Consider the following 21,154-nt stretch of genomic DNA (forward strand, 5'->3'; position numbering starts at 1 on the left):
AAGAGCCTGACCATGACCTTCCTCAGCCGTTGCTTGTTGGTTCTGGGTGTATTGCTGGCCAGTGCCTGCGCCCAGCAACCCGCACCTTTCACTCCACCCGCCGAGCGGCCGACCCCGCTCAACGAACAGGCGTGGCCGAAAAACCATTTCCTGGGCATTGCCTACCACGACGTGTCGGATCGCGATCCCGACCAGGCCGTGGTGGCGGTGCGCACCGAGCGTTTGATCGAACAATTGGCCTGGCTGCGCGAGAACGGCTACCAGGCGGTCAGCGTTGACCAGATCCTGGCCGCCCGCCGTGGCGGCCCGGCATTGCCGCCCAAAGCCATCATGCTCAGCTTCGACGATGGCTATTCGAGCTTCTACACCCGCGTGCTGCCGATTTTGCGCGCCTACCACTGGCCGGCCCTGCTGGCGCCGGTGGGCAGTTGGATCGACACACCGCTCAACCAGCCGGTGGACTTTGCCGGCTCGCCCCGCCCGCGTGGCGAGTTCCTGACCTGGCAGCAGATTCGCGAAGTGTCCCAGTCCGGCCTGGTGGAAATCGCCGCACACACCGACGCCAATCACAAAGGCATCCTCGCCAACCCCCAGGGCAACCTGGAGCCGGCGGCGACCTCGTTGCGTTTTGACCCGGCTACCGGGCGTTATGAAAGCCAGGCGCAGTTCGATGCGCGGTTGCGTGCGGATGTGGTGGCGATCTCCAACAAAATCCAAACCGTGACCGGCAAGAAGCCACGGGTCTGGGTATGGCCATACGGCGCGGCCAAAGGCACCTCGCTGGCCATCGTCGGCGAGCAGGGCTACCAGATGGCCCTGACCCTGGAAGACGGCCTCGACAGCTCCGATAACCTGATGAACAGCCCGCGCTTCCTGGTGGCTTCCGACCCGGATGGCGAGCATTTCGCCAACAGCATTGTCGCGGTGCAAACTCCGGCACCGCTGCGGGTGCTGCATGTGGACCTGGATAACGTCTACGACCCGGATGCCGCCCAACAAGCGCGCAACCTCGACCAGTTGGTGCAACGTGTGGTGGACATGGGCGCCGGTACCGTATTCCTGCAAGCCTTCGCCGACCCCAAGGGTGACGGCCTGGTGCACTCGCTGTACTTCCCCAACCGCCACCTGCCGATGCGCGCCGACTTGTTCAACCGCGTCGCCTGGCAACTCCACACCCGTGCCCATGCCAGCGTGTATGCCTGGATGCCAGTGCTGAGTTTTGCCCTTGATCCCAAGCTGCCGCGTTTGACGCGCTGGGACCCGGAAACCGGCAAGGTGGGCATCGATCCGGATCAATACAAGCGCCTGTCGCCGTTCGACCCGCAAGTGCGCAAAATCATTGGCGAGCTCTATGAAGACCTGGCGCGCAACAGTGCCATCGACGGGGTGCTGTACCACGACGACGCGGTGTTCTCGGACTTCGAAGATGCCAGCCCCGCCGCACTCAAGGCCTATGCCGCCAACGGCCTGCCGGGCAGCATCGAGGCCCTGCGCGCCGACCCTGCGGCGATGCAGCGCTGGACGCGCTTCAAGAGCCGCTACCTGATCGACTTCACCAATGAGCTGACCGCCAAGGTCCGCGCCATTGCCGGGCCGCAGGTGCTGACCGCGCGCAACATCTTCGCGCAGCCGATGCTCAACCCCGAAAGCGAAGCCTGGTTCGCGCAGAACCTTGATGACTTCCTGCAGACCTACGACTGGACCGCGCCCATGGCCATGCCGCTGATGGAAGGCGAGACGCTGAAAAACTCCAACGCCTGGCTGGAAAAGCTGGTGGCGACGGTCAAGGCCCGCCCCGGTGCGATGCAGCGAACCGTATTCGAGCTGCAAGCCAAAGACTGGCGTACCCCGGGTGCCCCTGACCTGTCCGCCGCGCAAATGGCCGAATGGATGGGTGTACTCAAGCGCCAGGGTGTCACGAGTTTTGGCTACTACCCGGACAACTTCCTGGAAAATTCCCCGGACCTGAAGACTGTGCGTCCGGCCCTTTCCAACCAATGGAACCCTTGACCATGTTCGACAGAATCCTGGCTTTATTCGTGCTGGCACTGGTCTTGGGCGTGCCCCTGGGCCTGATCTTCCTGGTCACCGGGCAGTTCCTGATGGACTTCGTGTTCTTCTACCCGCTGTTCATGTCGGCGTTGTGGATTGCCGGCGGCTTGTACTTCTGGCTGCATTGGGAGCGCCACTGGCCTTGGGAAGAAGACACCCCGGCGCCGACCCTGGCCGGCAACCCGCTGATATCGATCATCATCCCTTGCTACAACGAGGGGGATAACGCCGCCGACACCATCCATGCGGCGCTCGGTCAGCTGTACACGAACATCGAAGTGATCGCAGTCAACGACGGTTCCAAAGACAACACCGCCGCCGTGCTCGATGCCCTGGCGCTGGAACATCCGCGCCTGCGGGTGCTGCACCTGGCGCAGAACCAGGGCAAGGCCGTGGCCTTGCGCATGGGCGCCGTGGCGGCGCGCAGTGAGTACCTGGTGTGCATCGACGGCGATGCGCTGCTTGATAAAAACGCAGCGGCCTACATGGTCGCGCCGATGCTCGACAACCCGCGCCTGGGCGCCGTGACCGGCAACCCGCGCATCCGCACACGCTCGACCTTGATCGGCCGCGTGCAGGTGGGCGAGTTCTCCTCGATCATCGGCTTGATCAAGCGCACCCAGCGCGTGTTCGGGCGGATCTTCACCGTGTCGGGTGTGGTGGTGGCGTTCCGTAAAAAGGCGCTGGACCGCATCGACTACTGGTCCACCGACATGATCACCGAAGACATCGACGTCAGCTGGAAGCTGCAACTGGACCACTGGAGCATCTTCTACGAGCCGCGCGCACTGTGCTGGATCCTGATGCCCGAAACCGTCGGCGGCCTGTGGAAACAACGCCTGCGCTGGGCCCAGGGTGGTGCCGAAGTGTTGTTCAAAAACATTCGTGGCATCTGGCAATGGCGTCACCGCTACCTGTGGCCGCTGTTGTTCGAATACTGCCTGTCCACCGGCTGGGCCTTCACCTTCATGCTGTCGGTGATCTTTTGGGGCGTGGGTAAGTTCATCCCGTTGCCCCAGGCCATCGCCGTGGACTCACTGATGCCGCCGGCGTTTACCGGCCTGGTGTTGGCGATGGTGTGCCTGCTGCAATTTGCAGTCAGCATCCTGATCGACCGCCGCTACGAGAAAGACCTGTGGAAAACCCTGTTCTGGACCGTGTGGTACCCGATGGTGTTCTGGCTGGTCAGCCTGTTCACCACGTTGGTCAGTTTCCCCAAAGTGCTGTTCAACCAGCACCAGAAACGCGCGCGTTGGGTCAGCCCCGATCGCGGTATCAAACCTGTTGAAGAGGAGGCGTGATCATGAAACTGGTCAGAACTCGCCAAAGTACCGTGATGTGGATCATCGACGTGATCCTGACCCTGATGGCCTGGGCCGGACTGGTCTGGCTGCTGGCGCGTGGGATCACCTCGATGCTCGACACCCACGGCGGCCCGCGCATCGAGGCGCCGATCTTCGCCGCGCTCAACACCTTGCAGATCTACCTGTGGATTGCGTTGTTCAACGCCGTGATCCTGGTCTCCTGGGCGCGCTACCAGCAACGCAAGGGGCGCAAATTCGCCCAGCGCCGCGCCGAGGCCAAGGCCCTCAGCGACAAGCGCCTGAGCGAAAGCTTCAGCCTGGCGGAGGGCGACCTGGAGCAACTGCGCCGGCCAGGCGTGTTGGTGATCCACAACGACGAAGAGGGTGGCGTGTCGGAAGTCAAAGCCCATGTCTCCCGTGACGTGGAAAAGCCGGGGTTGACCCTCGTGCCTGGCGCAACCCAAAGCAAAGACGCCAGCTAAGGCTGTAAACCCAATCCAATGTGGGAGGGGGCTTGCCCTAATGCCAGTCAGTTAAGGACGAACGCCGTACCTGTGGCGAGGGAGCTTGCTCCCGCTGGGCTGCGATATAGGTGGTCCGTTCCTTGTTCACAAAGAATGGGACTGCTGCGCAGTCCAACGGGAGCAAGCTCTTATCAAAAAAAATATAACCCATTGTTTTTGCTCTTAAAAAATCAATCTGCCTTGACCAGTTGCATCCCCAGCTTGCGCGCTTTTCGTTCTAAAGCGCGCGGTTGGCGGTCACGGCTCTTCTCCTCAAATGCTTCAAGTCCCTTTTCCACAATAAGCCGGAGTGGCACCTTATGGACGCAAATCCCCCGCTATGCGCCTGACCTTTCCGGCCCGCAATTATTTAGACCCAAGGAAGCTGTCAATGAAACTGTATCGTCTGTTTATCTCACTCACGGCACTGGCGACCTGCACCAGCAGCTTCGCTGCGGCGCCGGCCCTGCAAAGTTTTCTCGCCTGCGACCAGAACTCTTTGGCGGTAGTAAGCCAGCCAGGGCTCACGGAACGTGTCGCCCATAAGCTGGCGAACGGCAAGATCACGCTCAGCGGCGGCACAAAGTCCGATATGGGCCAGCGCTGGATGTTCGACACGCCACTGACGCTTGACGGTATGACCTTGACCGGCTTTTTCGCCGAAGACCAGGACCTGATGGGCTCGCGCATCATCAACTGGGGTTTCTACACCGAACAGGCGCCCGACGCGCTTTACGCACAGCTGAGTAAAGTACCGGGTACGGCGTTGGAGAAAGCCAACGGTATCTACGCGCGTGCGCAGATCTGGTCGCACAAGCAATCAGCCTGGGTGCCGGAAGGCGGCGATGACAACGCGGGCAAGCTGGTCACCGATACGGCCGAACGCATCTTGATGGTCGAGCCCGCACCCGGTGACCTGGCCAAGACCAGCAATGGCATGATCACCTGCTCGGTTCAGGGCGCGGTGAGCGCAGCGATGCTCAAGACCACTCGACCTGACCTGATCAAGTGAGCGGAGGCCGGTAGCGATACCGCAGGCATGCTGAATGCCTGCGGTGTTCTCTGGTTTTTCGCGAGCAAGCTCGCTCCTACAGGGGCGGGGTTACAGCAACTTGCGCTGCACCGCCTCATCCAGCGTACTGCGCGTCAACGCCTCGACCACTTCCCGTGTGTCGCTTTGGAACGGGATGCCCACGATCAGCACCAGATGCATCCAGGTGCGCACCGATTCGCTCTTTTTGACGCGGCCCAGTTCCTTGCCATCCTTGTCCTTGAACACTGTCTCCAGGGTGAAGATGTTTTTCGCCGTGGTCGGGATAACGAAGAACGTGAAACCGGTGATAAACGCCGACACCGGGCTGTATTCCTCATTGTTGTGCAGCGTGGCATCCACGTAGATGTCCGAGTCGACCTTGTCGGTGCTCACCCGCGAAAAGCGCTGGGAGTCACGATACGAATCGGCCACGGCCTTTTCCCACATCACCACCGGGGCGCCGACGGCTGCGTTGCCCGGGCCGCCGTTGACGTGGTTCTGCGCGGTGGTGTGCACATACGCCGTGGGCTTTTGCGCCGGTGCGTTGGCGGTCGGTGGCCAGGTCTGTACGGCTGGCAGTTCGTGCTGCGAGTAGGACACGCAACCGGTCAGCAAGACCGCTGCGAGTACCAGGCTGTGTTTGATCAATCCTTTCATGTTTCGCTTCCTTTAATTACGGTTTGGCCAGGTTGGCAGTGGCGGTGTCGAGCAATTGCCCGACCAGTTTGGTCAGCTGTTGGCCGCCCATTGAAGGCGCCCAATATTGGCCGCTGTACAGCCCGACGTTGTGCTCGAACTTGATCGAGTCCTTGGCCTTGGCTAGCTCTTTACCAGTGCGGTCGACAATCACCAGGTCGCCGGCCACCTCGAAGCTGTCCACGTAGATCGGGCCGTTGACCCAGATCCAGATGGTCAGCGTCAGCAGCGCGCCGGGGACGTACGCCGGGTGCGGTGCGCGATGGCCTTTGAGGGCGGTCATGTTGAATTTGAGTGTCACGTCCTGCTCGCCCAGGCGTACCGGGTACTCAGTAACTTGCTTGAAGTAACCCGCCGTGCGCACGTACTGGGTGATCTGGGCCGTCAGGGAGCTGCTGATGGCAGCCTTGTTGGCCTCGTTGACGTCGGCGGCGCTCACCGCCACATCAGCAATTTGCGCGCTGCGCGGGCTGCTGACCGCTACGGGGTGGAGCGGGGCGGCGATAGGGCCGGTGACGGTGTAGGAAACGCAGCCGGTCATCGACAGCGCGGCGAGCAGGGCCGAAGCCCGGAGGAAGACTTTAAACACGCAATATCCCTATTAATAAACAGACCCAACACAGTGTCTCGACCGCATGGTACACAACTTGAGAAATGTGCAGCGGCGCACGCAGGCGACCGAAAGCACTTGAGAAGCCCTCTCAACCCCGTAAAATGCCGCGATTGTTTAAAGCACGATACTTTTCAGGGACGAATTCAGACATGCGCGCGTTTGCCGTATTCCTCGTTGCCTGCCTGATGGCGGGCTGCGCCTCCAAGCCGGAGTACTATATTTCTCCGGCGCCGGTGACTATTCCCAAGACGGCCACTTACTGGCTCGATACCTTTGATGTTGAAGTGGTGGGCAAGAACGAGCGTTTTTTGCCGGATGACAAGGTGCGCCAGCAACTGGGCGTCGATCTGGTCGACCGCCTGCTCAGCGCCAAGCGTTATGCGACCAGCAAGGAAAAGGCCGATTACCTGTTGGACGTGAGCATCGTCTATACGCGCCATATCCCGGACTCCAAAGGTGGCCTCTCGACGTTGATCGTGGATGACAACACCATTCTGGCCGCTGTCGATTTCAGCTATCAGGTCAAGGTCAAGAAGGGGGCTGGCGAGGTGCTGCATTTTGCCAAGACGCGTAACAACCTTGTGCCCGCCGGTGTGATGGGTGAAGCACAAAAGTGGAGGACCATGGGCGGTATCATCACCAACTCCGGTAACTCCAGCGTCGAGCGTTTTTATACCGGCGTTTTGAGTCGCGACATCGTCGATGACCTGCGCGCCATTCCCTCTCGTTAATGCTGTCTACTACCGATTTATCACCCCAGGAGCACTACGTGAAAGCACTCTCCAAAATCCTGCTGTCAGGCCTCACCGCCGCAGCGCTGCTGACCGTGGCCGGTTGCGCCACCGAAAGCAATCGCGCCATGCCGGTGGAGCAGGTTGCCAGCGCCCACGTTGCCTATTCTGGCGTGCGCGTGCCGATTGCCGTGGGTAAGTTCGACAACCGCTCCAGCTACATGCGCGGCATCTTCTCCGACGGCGTCGACCGTCTCGGTGGCCAGGCCAAGACCATCCTCATCACCCACCTGCAGCAAACCAACCGCTTCAGCGTGCTGGACCGCGACAACATGGGCGAAATCTCCCAGGAAGCCGCGATCAAAGGCACCGCGCAGAAGCTCAAGGGCGCTGACTACGTAGTGACCGGCGACGTGACCGAGTTCGGCCGCAAAGAAACCGGCGACCGCCAGCTGTTCGGCATCCTCGGCCGTGGCAAAACCCAAGTGGCCTACGCCAAAGTTGCGCTGAATATCGTCAACATCAGCACCTCCGAAGTGGTGTATTCCACCCAGGGCGCCGGTGAATACGCGCTGTCCAACCGTGAAGTGGTCGGCTTCGGCGGCACCGCCAGCTACGACTCCACCCTCAATGGCAAGGTCCTGGACCTGGCCATGCGCGAAGCGATCAACCGCCTGGTCGACGGCATCAACGCCGGTGCCTGGAACCCACGCAACTGATCAGCAACACCTCAAGGAGCAGTACACGGATGAGCAAGGCAGTGAAGTTGGCGCTGATGCTGACAGCAATCGCGGCAGTCGCCGGGTGCCACACGGCGCCCCAACCCCTGTATCAATGGGAAAGCTACCAGCCGCAGGTTTATGAGTACTTCAAGGGCGAGCCCAAGGAAGCGCAGGTCGAGGCACTGGAACGCGATCTGCAAAAGATCAACGCCAGTGGCCGCAAGGCGCCGCCGGGTTACCACGCGCACCTGGGCATGCTCTACCTGAGCATGGGCAAGGATGATCAGATGGTGCAGGAGTTCCGCACCGAGAAAGCACTGTTTCCTGAGTCCGCCGCCTACATGGACTTTCTGCTGAAAAACGCCAAGACCGGAGTGGCCACCAAATGAGCCTGTTAAAACTCACTGGCGCCTTGCTGGCCCTGGCGTTGCTCGGCGGTTGTGCGATGCCCAAGACCGTGGATTACACGGCGTATAAACAGGCGCGGCCGAAGTCGATCCTGGTGCTGCCACCGATCAACGAATCCCCGGAAGTGCAGGCCTCGTACAGCCTGGTCTCGCAAGTGACCTACCCGCTGGCCGAAGCCGGTTACTACGTGTTGCCGATTGCTCTGGTGGACGAAACCTTCCGCCAGAACGGCCTGACCACCGCCAACGATATCCAGGGCCTGGCGCCGACCAAGCTGCATGACATCTTTGGCGCGGACGCGGCGCTGTACATCACCGTCAGCGAGTACGGCACCAAGTACATGCTGATCGCCAGCGACACCGCCGTGACCGCCTCAGCCAAACTGGTCGACCTGCGCACCGGCACCACCCTGTGGACCGGCACTGCACGCGCGTCCAGCGAGGAAGGCAACAACAATGGCGGCGGCCTGGTGGGCATGTTGATTACGGCGGCGGTCAAGCAGGTGATCAACAGCTCCACCGATGCAGCGCACCCGATTGCCGGTATCACCAGTGCGCGGTTGCTGTCACCGGGCCAACGCGCCGGGATCCTGTACGGCCCGCGCAATCCCAAGTACGGCACGGACTGAGTCAATAACCTCGGTTCAATTGTGGGAGGGGCTTGCCCCCTCCCACAATTGGTCTGCAGTGTTATCTGAATCCGATTTAACCCGAACACCCCACCCCCCGCGTCTGACCTTGTGAACGGATCATTCACTCACGAGGCTCAGCCCATGTCCCATCCTCTGCTCTTCCTGCGTCCTGCCGCCCAAGGTTTTGCCGTTACCGTGCTGGTGGCGCTGGCTGGGTGTGAGTCGTCCTCTTCCCCCGATTTGGCCGAACCGGCTGCCCCCGTCGCCGAGCTGCAAAGCGCGCCGATGCAAGGCGCACTGGTCAAACGCATGGCTATGCCCGCCCCGATGCGGATGCAGGAGTCGGTGGCGATGGACTACCGCAGCGAACCCCGTGAGCAATACGCCAACCTGCCGGACAACCCGGTGCACCGTGTGGCCGAAACACCGGTCTCCACCTTCAGCGTCGATGTCGACACCGGCAGCTACGCCAACGTACGACGTTTCCTCAACCAAGGCAGCCTGCCGCCCGAAGGCGCGGTGCGATTGGAGGAAATGGTCAACTACTTTCCCTACAGCTACGCACTGCCCAGCGACGGCTCACCGTTTGGCGTAACCACTGAACTCGCTGCCACACCGTGGAACCCGCACACCCAACTGCTACGCATCGGCATCAAGGCGTCCGACCGTGCCGTGGCGGAGCTGGCGCCGGCCAACCTGGTGTTCCTGGTGGACGTGTCCGGTTCCATGGACCGCCGCGAAGGCTTGCCGTTGGTGCAAGGCACGCTGAAATTGCTGGTGGATCAGTTGCGTGATCAGGACCGGGTTTCGCTGGTGGTGTATGCCGGTGAATCCCGCGTGGTGCTCAAGCCCACCTCGGGGCGCGACAAGGCCAAGATCCGCAATGCCATTGATCAACTCACTGCTGGCGGTTCCACGGCAGGCGCATCCGGCATCGAACTGGCCTATCAGATGGCCCGTGAAGGCTTTATCGACAAGGGCATCAACCGCATCCTGCTGGCCACCGACGGTGACTTCAATGTGGGCATCAGCGACTTCGACAGCCTCAAGCAGATGGCTGCCGAGCAGCGTAAAAGCGGCGTCGCGCTGACCACACTCGGCTTCGGTGTGGATAACTACAACGAACACCTGATGGAACAACTGGCCGATGCGGGCGACGGCAACTACGCCTACATCGACACCCTGCGCGAAGCCCGCAAAGTGCTGGTGGACCAACTCAGTTCCACCCTGGCCGTGGTGGCGCAGGATGTGAAACTGCAGGTGGAATTCAACCCGGCCCAGGTCAGCGAATATCGCTTGCTGGGCTATGAAAACCGCGCCTTGAAGCGTGAGGATTTCAACAACGACAAGGTCGACGCCGGCGAAATTGGCGCAGGGCATACCGTGACCGCGCTGTACGAAATCGTACCGAAGGGCGAGAAGGGCTGGTTGGAGCCGTTGCGCTACGCCAGCGCGCCTGCGGTCGAAGCTAAGTCCGATGAACTGGCGATGCTGCGCGTGCGCTACAAGCCTGCTGCAGGCGGTGATAGCCGCTTGATCGAGCGGCCCATCAGCCAAGACACCACCAAGGCCAGTGACGACCTGCGCTTCGCGGCGGCGGTAGCCGCCTTCGCCCAACAGCTCAAGGGCGATGGCCGCTACACTGGCAACATGAGCTTGAAGGACACCGCCGCCCTGGCCCGCTCGGCGCGGGGCGATGACCCGTTCGGCCTGCGCAATGAATTCGTGCAATTGGTCGAACTTGCCCAAAGCCTGAAACCCTGAATGTGGGAGGGGGCTTGCCCCCGATGACACTAGAGCAGTCAATACATCGGTTACTGATAAACCGCCATCGGGAGCAAGCTCCCTCCCACCTTTGAGCAGCGCTAACTTTACAAAAGGAGTTCGCCCCTTACATGGCTGTTCCCGATGATCCACCCAGCGACGAATCCCTGCTGGCCCGCTACCGCACCGGCGACGCCGCCGCGTTCGAAGTCTTGTACGCGCGCCATCGCCAGGGCCTTTACCGTTTCCTCGTATCCCTCTGCAACAAGGCCGAACTGGCCGAGGAGATCTACCAGGAGACCTGGCTCAGTCTGATTCGCAGCAGCACCCAGCCACAAGGCCGGGCGAGTTTTCGTACGTGGTTGTTCCAGATTGCCCGCAACCGCCTGATCGACCACTGGCGCAAGCACGGCATCCATAACCCGCTGCACGACAGCTACGACGAGCAACTGCACGCCCAGGCCGACGACAGCGCCGGCCCCGAGCAACAGTTGAGCCTGAGCCGCGACCAGGCGCGCCTCGACACCGCCCTGCAAGCCTTGCCCGAAGACCAGCGCGAAGTCTTCCTGCTGCGCGTGCACGGCGATCTCGACGTGCCACAAATCGCCACGCTCACCAACGCCCCGCTGGAAACCGTAAAAAGCCGCTTGCGCTACGCCTTGCAGAAACTGCGTCGTCTGCTGGCCGAAGAGGTATCTGTATGACTGATTCCCGACACACTCCGGACAATGACGACGAGCTGCTCCAGCATTTTCGTCAACACAGCACGGTCGAGCCGCCCGCGTCCCTCGACGCCTTCATCCTCAACACCGCCCGCCGCGAAGCCCCGGCGCCGCAACCGAACCTGTGGCAACGCTGGCTGCAAGCGTGCCAACGCCCACGCTGGCAAATGGCATTCGCCACCGTGGCAGGCCTGGCGTTGATGATCGGCGTGGTCATGCGCGAGCCGGTGCCGCAAACCGAAATCTCCACCGCGACGTTCTCCGCCGTGCACGAAGAAGCTGCACAGTCGGCACCTCAGGCGTTATCCGCCCCAGCACCAATGGCCCGTATCGCCGCCGCGCCCAAGGCCGAAAGTGCGCCGGTACAGGCTGAAATTGCCGGCGCGATGGCGGATCAGTCCATGGCAAAAATGAGCAAGCGCGCACCGGTTGCCCAGCCTTCGTTGGAGGAGGGGCTGCGGGAAATTATCCGGTTGCGTAAAGCGGGGCAAACCAAAGCGGCGGACGAACAGTTGCTGGTGTTGCATGAGCGTTTTCCCGAGGAGGATTTGCCGGCACGCCTGGAGGCGCTGCAAAAACGTTGAGCCGGTGCCCACAAAAAAGCCCCAGGCCTGTTGGCCTGGGGCTTTTTTACACCCCGCCGTACTGCTGGTGCCAAGCCACCGTATCGGTGACGGTCTGCTCCAGCGCGCGAAAGCTCAGGCCAAGCTCCTTTTCACTCTTGCGGTGGTTGAACGAGGTGCGGCGCTCCTCGCGTATCAACAGCCGCAAGGTCGCCATGCTCAGCAAAATGGGTTTACCGGTGAGGTAGGCGTAGGTCTCTTGCACGGCGGCCAACAGGTAGAGCACGGGCAGTGGCAGTTGTCGGGACGGGGTTTTCACATCGGCAATCCGTCCCAGCAGCGGAACTAACTGGCGCATGGTCAAGTTGCGGCCGGCCGCGAGATAACGTTCGCCGCGTCGCCCGTACTGGGCGGCAGCAATGTGTGCCAAGGCCACATCGCGAGCGTCGACCAGCGAAAAGGTGCCGGGGATCAGCCCCGGCAGCTTGCCATTGATCACGTCCCTGACCAATTGCCCCGAGGACGTCGGCCCACGGTCGCCCGGCCCCCACATCCAGCCAGGCAGTACCATGCACGCGCCCATCCGGGGATGGGTTTGCAGAAACCTCATCACTTCACGCTCAGCGAGGATTTTGCTGCGGTAGTAGTCATCCGCATCGGCTTCGGCGCGCAGGCACGTCTCATCGATGGGCGTACCGGGTGCGCCGTCGAGCACGGCAATCGAAGAGGTGTGCACAAACCGTCTGACCCCTGCGTCGTAGGCATGCTGGAGCAATGTTCGTGTGCCGGTCACGTTGATCCTTTCGAGCGCGTCCCAGTGGCTGCCGCCCTTGTAGTTATCGCGAAAGAACGCCGCGCAGTGAAACACCGTGTCGCAGCCTTGCAGCGCCGACGCAAAGGCGCCGACATCGGCCATGTCGCCCACCACCCATTCCACGCCCGGCAGGTCACTGAACTGCTGTTCAGCCTTGGTTTGCGAGCGCACCAGGGCCTTGACCGAGTAGCCGCGTGCAACCAACTCGCGGACCAGGTTGTTGCCCAGCAAACCGGTGGCGCCGGTCACGAACGTACTGTGCAGACGATGGGGATTTGAGTTCATTCAGGCCATACCAAGTGTTTAGAAGGCCGCTAGATATACCGCTGAGACCACGCGTGAAAAACGGCGACTGCGGCATAATGGCTTTGCATATTTGCAGACCAGGGATGAGCACGGATATGGCGTCGCAAGCAAATTGGGATGATCTTCGTCTGCTGTTGGCCGTGTCGCGGCGTGGCAGTTTTCTGCAAGCGGGTCAGTTGCTGGGGGTAGCGGCGTCCACCGTTTCCCGGCGCTTGACCCAATTGGAAGCCGCCCTCGGGGAGCCGCTGGTGGAGCGCGGCGTCGAGGGATGCTGGCTGACCTCGCGCGGGCAATCGTTGGTGGACGTCGCGCTGGCGGCCGAGGCCGGCCTGCGCCGCCAGTCGATGATGGAGGGGGACGGGGCGCGGGCCGTGCTGAGCGGCACGGTACGGGTCAGTGCCGGCGAAGGGTTTTCGGCCTCGATCCTGGAAGCGGCCAATCGTTTTACCGCCCTGCACCCTGGCTGTGCCGTGGAATTACTGGTCACCACCGACTTTCACAAGATCGTGCGCGGCGTGGCCGACATCGCCGTGCGCACCGCGCATCTGGGCGAACCTTCGTTGATCTATCGAGCGCTGGGCACACTCGACTACGGCGTGTTCGCGCAGGCTGCTTACCTGCAGCGGTGCCCAGCGCACACCCCGGCCACGGCGGCCAGTATCGCCTTGCTGCCGCCGCTTGACCTGTTGCCGCCCATGCGCGCGGCGAAGGCGGCGGGGCTGGACCATGCCGCGATCCGCGTGAGTTCGTTCAACGTGCAGCTTGAATCGGTGAGGCGCGGCATGGGCATCGCGGTGCTGCCGCGTCTCCTGGCGGAGGGCCTGAGCGAAATTTTCCCGGAGATTGAACTGCCGTCGCTGGACGTCTACCTGGTCACCCGGCCCCAGGCGTTGAAACAGGCGCATATCCACGGGTTTTTCATCCTGCTGGAGCAGGTGCTGCGCGAGGCCCTGGCAGCATAGATATAAATTGCTAAAGCCAGAAACAAGAAAGCCCGCACAGGGCGGGCTTCTTGGGGTGTTTCGTAGACTGTCTGAGACAGCCCGAGACTGCTATATGGTGCCCCGGCGTCATTTGAACATGCTTTACAAGCAGTTGATTTATATGAAAAATAAGTCAGCTATAAAGTTTAGGGATACATGAGGGGATACACGGAAAGTGTTACTAGTAAACGTCTACTCCCTTGAAACAATATTTAATGCCGGTAAAGCCTGATAATTTTTGCTAGTGGGTCAAGGATTTTTGAGTTTATGGGTATGCCGATCGGTACGTCTCTTGCTGGGTGTCTAGCAGACATCCGCCGACACCGTGGAAAGGTCTGCCATGGTTTCAGCTGTTGAAACTAAGCTCACCAGTCAAATCTTAGGTGGTTTTAGGTTCCTGATTTTTGGACTCTCCCTCGATTTGCAGTCATTCAAGGCTGGAAGGAAGGAGTCATCCGGCTGTGTTGACACCACTTGTCATATGAAAGAGCGGATAACGGCGCTTTGATCCTCTCATGCAAGACTTAAATCTTCCGTTATTTGTAGAAGTGTCCTTTCCACCATTCAATGATGAATTGCTCAAGTCGTAAAATTGGATAGTTACCAATTTCTAATAGTAGCGTAATGCCGTCAGGCATAAGTCTCACACGTTCTAATAGTATGGTGGTTGCACTTTTAACTTTGGCCGACGGGAAAGCGTCTCCATGACTTTTTAATAGCATGTTCTCTATGGCGAGATTGTAGCTCGGGTTATATTCAAATAGCCAATGTCTCAAAATAAACTTCATGACTAGATCAAAGTGGCTTTTGGTTTCTGCGTTAGGTCCTCCAATATACTCACAAATCAATTTAAATTCATGCAGATCACTTGTGCTGTCTCTGTCGAATACAGAATCAATAACGTAGGAGCTAATCGATACTGAGGTATGCTTAAAGCGGCACAGTCCAAGTATTACGTCCACATAATGATCTGGAGTGATGATGCGTTCTCGAGCCAGTTCATTAACTATCGCCTGTAACCACGTACTATCCATTAAGCCGTAAGCGTTTTTCGCGAATCCCCTTGAGTATCCATCATCCGAAACGAAGAGGGCATTATTGTTTTTCGCCAAGAAATAAGGAGCAACAGCTTCTGGTGTGATATCCAACAATGTCTCAGTAAGCTCGTCAAGATCACTCGGAAAATCAAAGTGGACGACATTGCATCGGGACTCGATAGATAGGATGTTTCGCAAGAAATTTTCAGCTTGCCCTTGAACATCGGATTCGGTGTATTCTGTCTTTACAAATACACCGTTAACCCAACCAATATTGCAACCCGGCCCCTTGAAATCTCCAATGTCTCCAACAAGTAGACGCATTGAGTCTACTGATGCTTGCGAAACCACCAAGCTTTTAAAATAATCATTAAGAACTTCAAGTAGATCCAGTTCGGCTGCCACCCAAGATGTGTAAGCGTCCAGGATTATTGTACCGCCTTTATGTCTGGTAATTATATCTAAGGCTTCGAGTCGTTCCTCATGTGTGCCTGCGCAAGTGTCAATGCGCTTGTTCGATAATCTTAGAAGATCGGAAACTTGAAATATATTTTTTCGCCACATTCCAGAAGCTATGCTTAATGGGATGTGATTCGATGTAATCATCGAGATGAAGTTTTCATCTCTTTCTGCCTGTTTCTTGATGAAGTCGAGGAGCGACTGAACATTACCATCTTCTACTTTCAGCGACCATAAACCACCTTCCTCAGGGAACTGATTTTCGTAAGTTGTGCAGATTTTGTGAAATGCATCAAGATATTTATGTTTAACTTCTTCCAGTGTCCAAACCACTACACCTTGTAGCTTTTCCTGTTGATACTGATAACCTACCCGCTGTCCGATTGTTTTATGCACATATGTATCGACATTTTCAGGAGAGAGCGCTAAGTCATCGTCGATAGTCTCTGATACGTCACGTTCAATAACGATGCTTTCGGAGGAAACTAGCTTTATATGACACCCTGCCCCAACAACTATCGCGTCGTCCAGTAAGGCGTCCTTATTGGCAGTAAGAAATACATGGAAGTAACCTAAAGCAACTTTCGCTAGATTGGTATGGTCGATATATGTTCTATAGGCTAAATCAAGTCCCTGCTTAGATTCGCCGATTTCTATGAGCCCTCTAGCCACATGCATCCACTGTTCCGGCGATCCATCATAAAGACTCGGGTTATAATCACAGAATATTTTCTTGAGCATTTCTGTATCATTCTGCATTTCCGCCATATCTATTAGCGCGAGAAAGCCATATAGATCCCGTCCTCCAGACTCGTAATAACTAGCGATAAGTTCAGGGGCGCTCTCGAATCGACGCCTTTTAAAATAGAAGATTCCCAAAAAAAGCTCGAAGCCCTTAGGGTCCTCTGAAAGCTCCTCAAAAAACTCAACTGCCTCTGCACGCATTGGCTGCTCGTTGAGGTATCCCAGCGCTAGCATATGTTTTAATTCATAGTTATCTAACGCATCTGGAAAAGTAGGAAGTCGTAAAACTATTTCTTTCCATATCATCAATGAGCGGACCAATCTCATGTAATGAAAGAATTCGATGAAGTCTGATCGCTCATTGATAATAGCTGCTCCATAAGAGTGTGCCACTTCAGCGATGGATCTAATACCACAAGCGCTGGAAAAATCAAAAAGAAGCAATCTTGCTCGACTGTCTAATTGTTCTTGCTGAAGAAGTTGCTCTAAATGCAGTTTTCCCCTAGCGTCACCTTTATGTGCCCTAGAAATGAATACAACTACCTTTGCTTGGATTAGAAAATTACCTTCAAATCTCGCCAGGCTGTAGTCTTGGAATTTGGATAACGCTACCCAGTCCTTCTGCGCTACCATTAAAAGAAATTTCAGCTTCCTAGCTTCATCTAGGTTCTCTAGTCTATCGATGGCTTTGGAACACACTTCCGGCTCATTTAGATCAAGTAAACATTTAACGATGGTTTCTACCAGTCCTTGATCGTCTGCTAACTCTGCCATTGCATAGGTACAGAGGGCACGTAGGTCATCAAAGTTTCCACTCAATTTATAACAAAGTATCAGGCTGTGAACGACCTGAAAATCCCAACCGTTCGCTCGCCTATCGCTGTCGCGGAAATCATTCCAGTAGTCTTCAAAGTGCTTGCAAGCAACTTTTAGCTCATTAATATCTTTCGACGTAAATTTAAAGCCATTTGGACTTTGCCGCTCATTAACGTAGTTCTGAAGAATTCCTTGAGCGACCAAACTTTTAGCCAACAGGTCTTCCGGCTCTTCAGCCAGATACTCATTGGCTAAATCCCTCCAACCCTGAACTTCCTTCGCTGCAAGAAAATGGATGTGAGCCAAGCGAACGTTTTTTGTTTTTTTCAAATCATCTGAAAATTTGTCGAACGGATCGTTGAATTCTTCTCGATACTGAGAGTCGATACGAGCCGCCTGTATTATGAATCCAGCGAGGGTGTCATTTAAAGGGTTCTTGTCAAGTGCTGACAAACCATAAGTTACTGCCTTGGCAGCGTCACCCGCTATCACATAAGCAAATGCCTTAAAGGCCACCGCTTTATCGTCATCAGGAGCATAAGTGCAGGCTTCTAGCAGGATGCGAGAAGCTTCGGCAGCATCTCCCATCAAGTGCATGCATATAGCTATATTGGCTTTGATTCTAAAAATGGAATGTGGAGTTAAATTTTTTGCTTGATGTGTAAGTAGTTCCGAGTATAAGTCTAGGGCTTCTTTAACGCTTCCGGCGTTCATTTTGTCGCGATAGTGATCTATCTGACGACCTATCTCTCCTTGTAATTCAGCCGCTACTCCGTGACTACGAGCTTCAGATTGATTTGTAATAACTTCTGTTACCGCAGATTTAATATCTTCAATGTCGTTCGTAATGATTACGCCAGTATTTTTTCCATTAACTACCACGCCTCCTTTTGTCGCAGTAAGGGTAGTGCTACGCTTAGTTATCCTTTCAAGAAGATTGAAGATGCTCCGCATTTACTTTCCTTTGCGATACGATGCCTTGATTGTTCCCTTGTTAGGGCCATTCACTGCAACACCGCCCTTATCCGCTTTGACAATGTTTTTTCGCTTCCATGTGAGCTTAATTGTGATAGTAATCACCAATATAAGTCCCAAAGCGAGCCCAATTGCTAGCTGCGGGTTGTCTACAATTGAAAAGCTCATGTCTTGCCTCCATTACCGCACGTCGCGATGGCCTGATGCTATCGCAGGTCACAGCAGTAAGCTATGGGCTTCACCGGCATAACGCTCGTTCTCATCGACGTGACTAGGCTGTTCTTTCATCATCGCCGCTTGACCTATCCTGCTAGAGCCATGCGGGGCTTACGTTTTTTTCATCCCTGGACAATTCTGTCAGGGCGTCAACTGAGCCTCACAGACCCAATCCTGCCCTTCAATACGAACCCGTTTGTTCCCCAATATTTCCTTCGTTGTGTTGTGCCTACTATTGAAGCTCCGGATCGACGTAGCCCCGCGCCCTATGATGGTCGGTGCGGAAGCAGTGAACCTTCCTTGGGGGGAGTATGTTACGGGCAAGGAGTCGCGCCCTTTTAGGGCTGGCTGCCGCCTTTCCGACAGCACTGGTGCGATGCTCGCCGCTACGGGCAAGTTGGTCCGCGGTGCCTGCTATCGAATTGATGGCAATGTCTGTAGGATCGATTATGCTTGTTAAAGTGATGACGCTATTGATTGCCTAACCAACAGGGTAAGCGACATGAAAGAAGTAGGAATGCCGCAGGCTAAGTTAAGAGAAAGCTTCCCAGCTTGGCCACTTTTTATCGGCTGTGGTTTTATTTTCGTTATTTTGGTCGTTATTAGTTTTACGACATTGACTAGTAAGGAGAGTACCCTTCTAGGGACATTGCTGACTCTTCTTTCTGTCGCAATTGGTTGGGGTATTTCCCATTACTACGCGTCCCAAGACAAACAAAATGCGGTACAAGAGGTCCGTGACTACGAGCAGCGAAATTTAAGGATGTATGCGTTGAAGGCGGCGGAAAAAGTGACGAATCTTTCCGTCGAGCTTCAGAGGTTGTCTGCGTATTTGGACGAAGAGCTACAACATAATGAATACAATAGTCCAGAAGAAGAGTTGTTTGCAAAAGAGGAGAGGATTCAAAGTGCTATCCACATTCTGGGCTCGCTACGATCAATTAACGATACTAGTCTTAGCGACTGGCAGGGAGTTATCGGAGAGGAGTTAGATGAACAGCGCAGAAGCGACTTTGCTCGTCAAGAAGCTCTGATTGAACTTGAAGCTAGGATGTTAACAATCGAAACGGGAATGGCAAATAGCGGTATGGCAGCCGGGTTGAACGCGGAGTTGAGTAATCTGCGACGAGAGGTTAGATCAATCAGCTCTGGTGTTAATGCTGGTTCATTTAGGCTCAAAAAAATAACGTCGGTCGCTCATGTACAGAGTCCTTGTCCCGCTTGTCTAAACGTTATCAGTTACAAACAAAAAGCTAATGACGGAGACAAGAAGGCTATTCAATGTAAAAGTTGTGAAACAAATTTAATTTCTGACTACTACGAGGATAGTGGTGCGATTCTTCGTGTAAGGGAAATACTTACTGAGGTGTGCCTATGTCCGGAATGCGACTCTCAAAATACTATCCTTCTTGATGAGTGGTCCACATCTTCTACTATGATGACTTGTGAGGCGTGCGGCCAGGTTGCGCGAGTTTCTCGGACAGGCACTGGTGTTGATTTGCGTATAGTTGCATTAAAACAAGTTGGAGATCGCTTAACATCTGAGCTTATTGAAAAGGTACGTGTTTCTTTGCCGGAGCAGCCTTGGCCCAAGGGAATTCACTTGGAAGTATGTAAGAGCTTAGGAATAACTCCATCAACTACGCGCAAAGCGATTCAACAGCTTATTCGCACTGGGGTTTTCAAAGAGCAAATAGACGGTGTGTTATGCTCTCGAGAGGAAAAGTTGCGACTTATGCAAACCTTTGGTGCTAATAGTGATATGTGAATCTGATTACGTTTCGTTCATTGCCTATACCGTATTATTATTTATGTAGTCGCGATGGGAAACTTCGTGCTAGAGGTGCCCACTTCCCCTATGACACCTCAACAGCATCAATAAGAGCCGGTAAGGGTTGGGTACGCTGTCTTGGTCACCTATTGAGCTTCCTACCCAACCGGAGACGGAACCCCCTATAGCCACTTGAATCTGTAAAAACATCGGGGTTCGAATTACCCCAATCCAAATAACCTCCCAAAGGACCCATGAACAGCGCGGAAAGGTGTTGTTTTGCCTGCTTCTAGACGCTTGGCGGCAGGCGTGTGGCGACCCTCTGATGCTCGCTGAAGGCGCCCAATGCGATGGGGTGATGGGGGTTAAAAACCGATACCCCTCAAAAAACGGTGTTCCAGGTGTTCCAGGTGTTCCACTAAGGCTGCAAGCCACGAGTTACGTTGCTTTCAGAGTGGAACACCTTTTTATTTGAGCTGGAACACCAGGTGTTCCAGCGGCAAAAGGTGTTCCACGTTGATAGTCTGTTGATTCAGTCCGAGAGCCGCTCCTCAACGGTCGGCAATGTTGCGTCAGGAGTGATTTGTGTGAGGACAGATGTAGTAGATTCGGTCTGGCATGTGCGTGGCAAACCCCGCTGCTGCCCACGTTGTATACGGCAATACTTTTCGTACAAAACCTAGAGAATATTGGCAGTGGCGTGTAAAAAACAGTGAGGTTGGTATGTCAAGCTTAGAGATGGTAAAGAGTCGATTTGAGTCGTTGAATGGTATTCGCGCAGTGGCCCCGGATTTTATTGAAAAGCTGGAGCATGAGTTGAAAGTATCACTTCCCAGTAGCTTCAAATTGGTGGGGGAGTTTTTTGACGGAAGTGGTATTTATGTTTTACCGCTGCACCAGATCGGTTGGGAATCTCCAACTAATGTTCTTGTTGAAACGAAGCGCTTGAGAAGCAGTGGCCAACTTTCTTCAAATTATCTTGTGTTGGGGGAGCCTGCTGAAGGTCTAATCGTGATGGACTGCAACTCCCCGTTGGGGCAGGTGCTCTGGTGTGATGCGATTGATGTTAACCGCATTGGTAAAGAAGCATTGATGACAGCACCTGAAGTATGGGGTTCCTACTTGGATTTTGTTGAGTATTTGGTGTCGGAGGAAGAGTCTGATCGGCTGTAAGCAGCGCGTTAAGGCGTGTTCGACGTCGACCCATCCTCTGCTCGGGAGAAACCAGATCCTTGATCAATTCCCAAGATGCATCGGAGAGTTCGTAACGCTTTGCCATGCGGGCCTACAG

At 56.0% G+C, this 21,154-nt stretch carries 19 protein-coding genes and 1 pseudogene; 14 read left to right on the forward strand and 6 right to left on the reverse strand.

What is annotated here, in order from left to right; all coding sequences use genetic code 11:
• The first annotated feature begins 12 nt into the window (after positions 1-12).
• From pgaB to NDJ82_RS18970, 4 genes are all read left to right on the forward strand, one after another.
• Positions 13-2,010: a poly-beta-1,6-N-acetyl-D-glucosamine N-deacetylase PgaB gene (pgaB, locus tag NDJ82_RS18955; protein ID WP_250926074.1), complete on the forward strand. Its 1,998-nt coding sequence runs from the start codon at positions 13-15 to the stop codon at positions 2,008-2,010.
• A gap of 2 nt (positions 2,011-2,012) precedes the next feature.
• Positions 2,013-3,353 carry a poly-beta-1,6-N-acetyl-D-glucosamine synthase gene (pgaC, locus tag NDJ82_RS18960; protein ID WP_099584338.1) on the forward strand — a complete coding sequence of 447 codons (1,341 nt, stop codon included), beginning with the start codon at positions 2,013-2,015 and terminating at the stop codon, positions 3,351-3,353.
• Positions 3,354-3,355: 2 nt separating this feature from the next.
• Complete coding sequence (gene pgaD, locus NDJ82_RS18965; RefSeq protein WP_099584339.1) at positions 3,356-3,838, forward strand: poly-beta-1,6-N-acetyl-D-glucosamine biosynthesis protein PgaD; 483 nt, start codon at positions 3,356-3,358, stop codon at positions 3,836-3,838.
• Positions 3,839-4,250: 412 nt separating this feature from the next.
• Positions 4,251-4,871: a hypothetical protein gene (locus NDJ82_RS18970; protein WP_250926075.1), complete on the forward strand. Its 621-nt coding sequence runs from the start codon at positions 4,251-4,253 to the stop codon at positions 4,869-4,871.
• Positions 4,872-4,961: 90 nt separating this feature from the next.
• Here NDJ82_RS18970 and NDJ82_RS18975 read toward each other — a convergent pair whose 3' ends face one another.
• Both NDJ82_RS18975 and NDJ82_RS18980 read right to left on the reverse strand, forming a co-directional pair.
• The gene (locus NDJ82_RS18975; protein ID WP_158876530.1) at positions 4,962-5,549 is read right to left on the reverse strand and encodes a hypothetical protein; all 588 of its coding nucleotides are present in this window, start codon (positions 5,547-5,549) and stop codon (positions 4,962-4,964) included.
• Between the two features lie 16 nt (positions 5,550-5,565).
• Positions 5,566-6,177 (reverse strand): hypothetical protein, encoded by a 612-nt coding sequence (locus NDJ82_RS18980; RefSeq protein WP_191947083.1) that lies wholly within the window; start codon positions 6,175-6,177, stop codon positions 5,566-5,568.
• Between the two features lie 173 nt (positions 6,178-6,350).
• On the opposite strand from NDJ82_RS18980, the gene NDJ82_RS18985 reads away from it, so the two are divergent.
• From NDJ82_RS18985 to NDJ82_RS19015, 7 genes are all read left to right on the forward strand, one after another.
• Positions 6,351-6,932: a hypothetical protein gene (locus NDJ82_RS18985; protein WP_099584343.1), complete on the forward strand. Its 582-nt coding sequence runs from the start codon at positions 6,351-6,353 to the stop codon at positions 6,930-6,932.
• Positions 6,932-7,651, forward strand: coding sequence for a CsgG/HfaB family protein (locus NDJ82_RS18990; protein WP_244653407.1), 720 nt, complete (start codon positions 6,932-6,934; stop codon positions 7,649-7,651). The genes NDJ82_RS18985 and NDJ82_RS18990 overlap by 1 nt, the downstream gene beginning before the upstream one ends.
• Before the next feature lie 29 nt (positions 7,652-7,680).
• On the forward strand, positions 7,681-8,043 hold the full coding sequence (locus tag NDJ82_RS18995; RefSeq protein ID WP_032884856.1) for a DUF4810 domain-containing protein: 363 nt from the start codon (positions 7,681-7,683) through the stop codon (positions 8,041-8,043).
• Positions 8,040-8,690, forward strand: coding sequence for a DUF799 domain-containing protein (locus NDJ82_RS19000; protein WP_250926076.1), 651 nt, complete (start codon positions 8,040-8,042; stop codon positions 8,688-8,690). Before NDJ82_RS18995 ends, NDJ82_RS19000 begins: the two co-directional genes overlap by 4 nt.
• 144 nt (positions 8,691-8,834) lie before the next feature.
• The gene (locus NDJ82_RS19005) at positions 8,835-10,457 is read left to right on the forward strand and encodes a vWA domain-containing protein (protein ID WP_250926077.1); all 1,623 of its coding nucleotides are present in this window, start codon (positions 8,835-8,837) and stop codon (positions 10,455-10,457) included.
• Positions 10,458-10,588: 131 nt separating this feature from the next.
• On the forward strand, positions 10,589-11,161 hold the full coding sequence (locus tag NDJ82_RS19010) for an RNA polymerase sigma factor (protein WP_250926078.1): 573 nt from the start codon (positions 10,589-10,591) through the stop codon (positions 11,159-11,161).
• Positions 11,158-11,763 carry a hypothetical protein gene (locus NDJ82_RS19015; RefSeq protein WP_250926079.1) on the forward strand — a complete coding sequence of 202 codons (606 nt, stop codon included), beginning with the start codon at positions 11,158-11,160 and terminating at the stop codon, positions 11,761-11,763. The genes NDJ82_RS19010 and NDJ82_RS19015 overlap by 4 nt, the downstream gene beginning before the upstream one ends.
• Positions 11,764-11,809: 46 nt before the next feature.
• On the opposite strand, the gene NDJ82_RS19020 is transcribed toward NDJ82_RS19015, so the two are convergent.
• Positions 11,810-12,841 (reverse strand): SDR family oxidoreductase, encoded by a 1,032-nt coding sequence (locus NDJ82_RS19020; RefSeq protein WP_250926080.1) that lies wholly within the window; start codon positions 12,839-12,841, stop codon positions 11,810-11,812.
• Positions 12,842-12,957: 116 nt separating this feature from the next.
• On the opposite strand from NDJ82_RS19020, the gene NDJ82_RS19025 reads away from it, so the two are divergent.
• Positions 12,958-13,824 carry a LysR family transcriptional regulator gene (locus tag NDJ82_RS19025; RefSeq protein WP_250926081.1) on the forward strand — a complete coding sequence of 289 codons (867 nt, stop codon included), beginning with the start codon at positions 12,958-12,960 and terminating at the stop codon, positions 13,822-13,824.
• Between the two features lie 557 nt (positions 13,825-14,381).
• Here NDJ82_RS19025 and NDJ82_RS19030 read toward each other — a convergent pair.
• Together NDJ82_RS19030 and NDJ82_RS19035 are read right to left on the reverse strand one after the other, a co-directional pair.
• Positions 14,382-17,855, reverse strand: a complete 3,474-nt coding sequence (locus tag NDJ82_RS19030) for a tetratricopeptide repeat protein (RefSeq protein WP_250926082.1) — start codon at positions 17,853-17,855, stop codon at positions 14,382-14,384.
• Positions 17,856-18,044 (reverse strand): hypothetical protein, encoded by a 189-nt coding sequence (locus NDJ82_RS19035; protein WP_250926083.1) that lies wholly within the window; start codon positions 18,042-18,044, stop codon positions 17,856-17,858.
• A 550-nt stretch (positions 18,045-18,594) separates the two neighbouring features.
• Here NDJ82_RS19035 and NDJ82_RS19040 point away from each other — a divergent pair.
• The gene (locus NDJ82_RS19040) at positions 18,595-19,860 is read left to right on the forward strand and encodes a hypothetical protein (RefSeq protein ID WP_250926084.1); all 1,266 of its coding nucleotides are present in this window, start codon (positions 18,595-18,597) and stop codon (positions 19,858-19,860) included.
• Between the two features lie 627 nt (positions 19,861-20,487).
• Positions 20,488-21,036, forward strand: a complete 549-nt coding sequence (locus NDJ82_RS19045; protein WP_250926085.1) for an SMI1/KNR4 family protein — start codon at positions 20,488-20,490, stop codon at positions 21,034-21,036.
• 16 nt (positions 21,037-21,052) lie between these two features.
• Here NDJ82_RS19045 and NDJ82_RS19050 read toward each other — a convergent pair.
• Positions 21,053-21,142 (reverse strand): annotated as a pseudogene (locus NDJ82_RS19050) (IS5/IS1182 family transposase); the annotation flags it as partial.
• Between the last annotated feature and the right edge of the window lie 12 nt (positions 21,143-21,154).

It is taken from the genome of Pseudomonas sp. SR18, assembly GCF_023701505.1.
Taxonomy (GTDB): domain Bacteria; phylum Pseudomonadota; class Gammaproteobacteria; order Pseudomonadales; family Pseudomonadaceae; genus Aquipseudomonas; species Aquipseudomonas cyclaminis.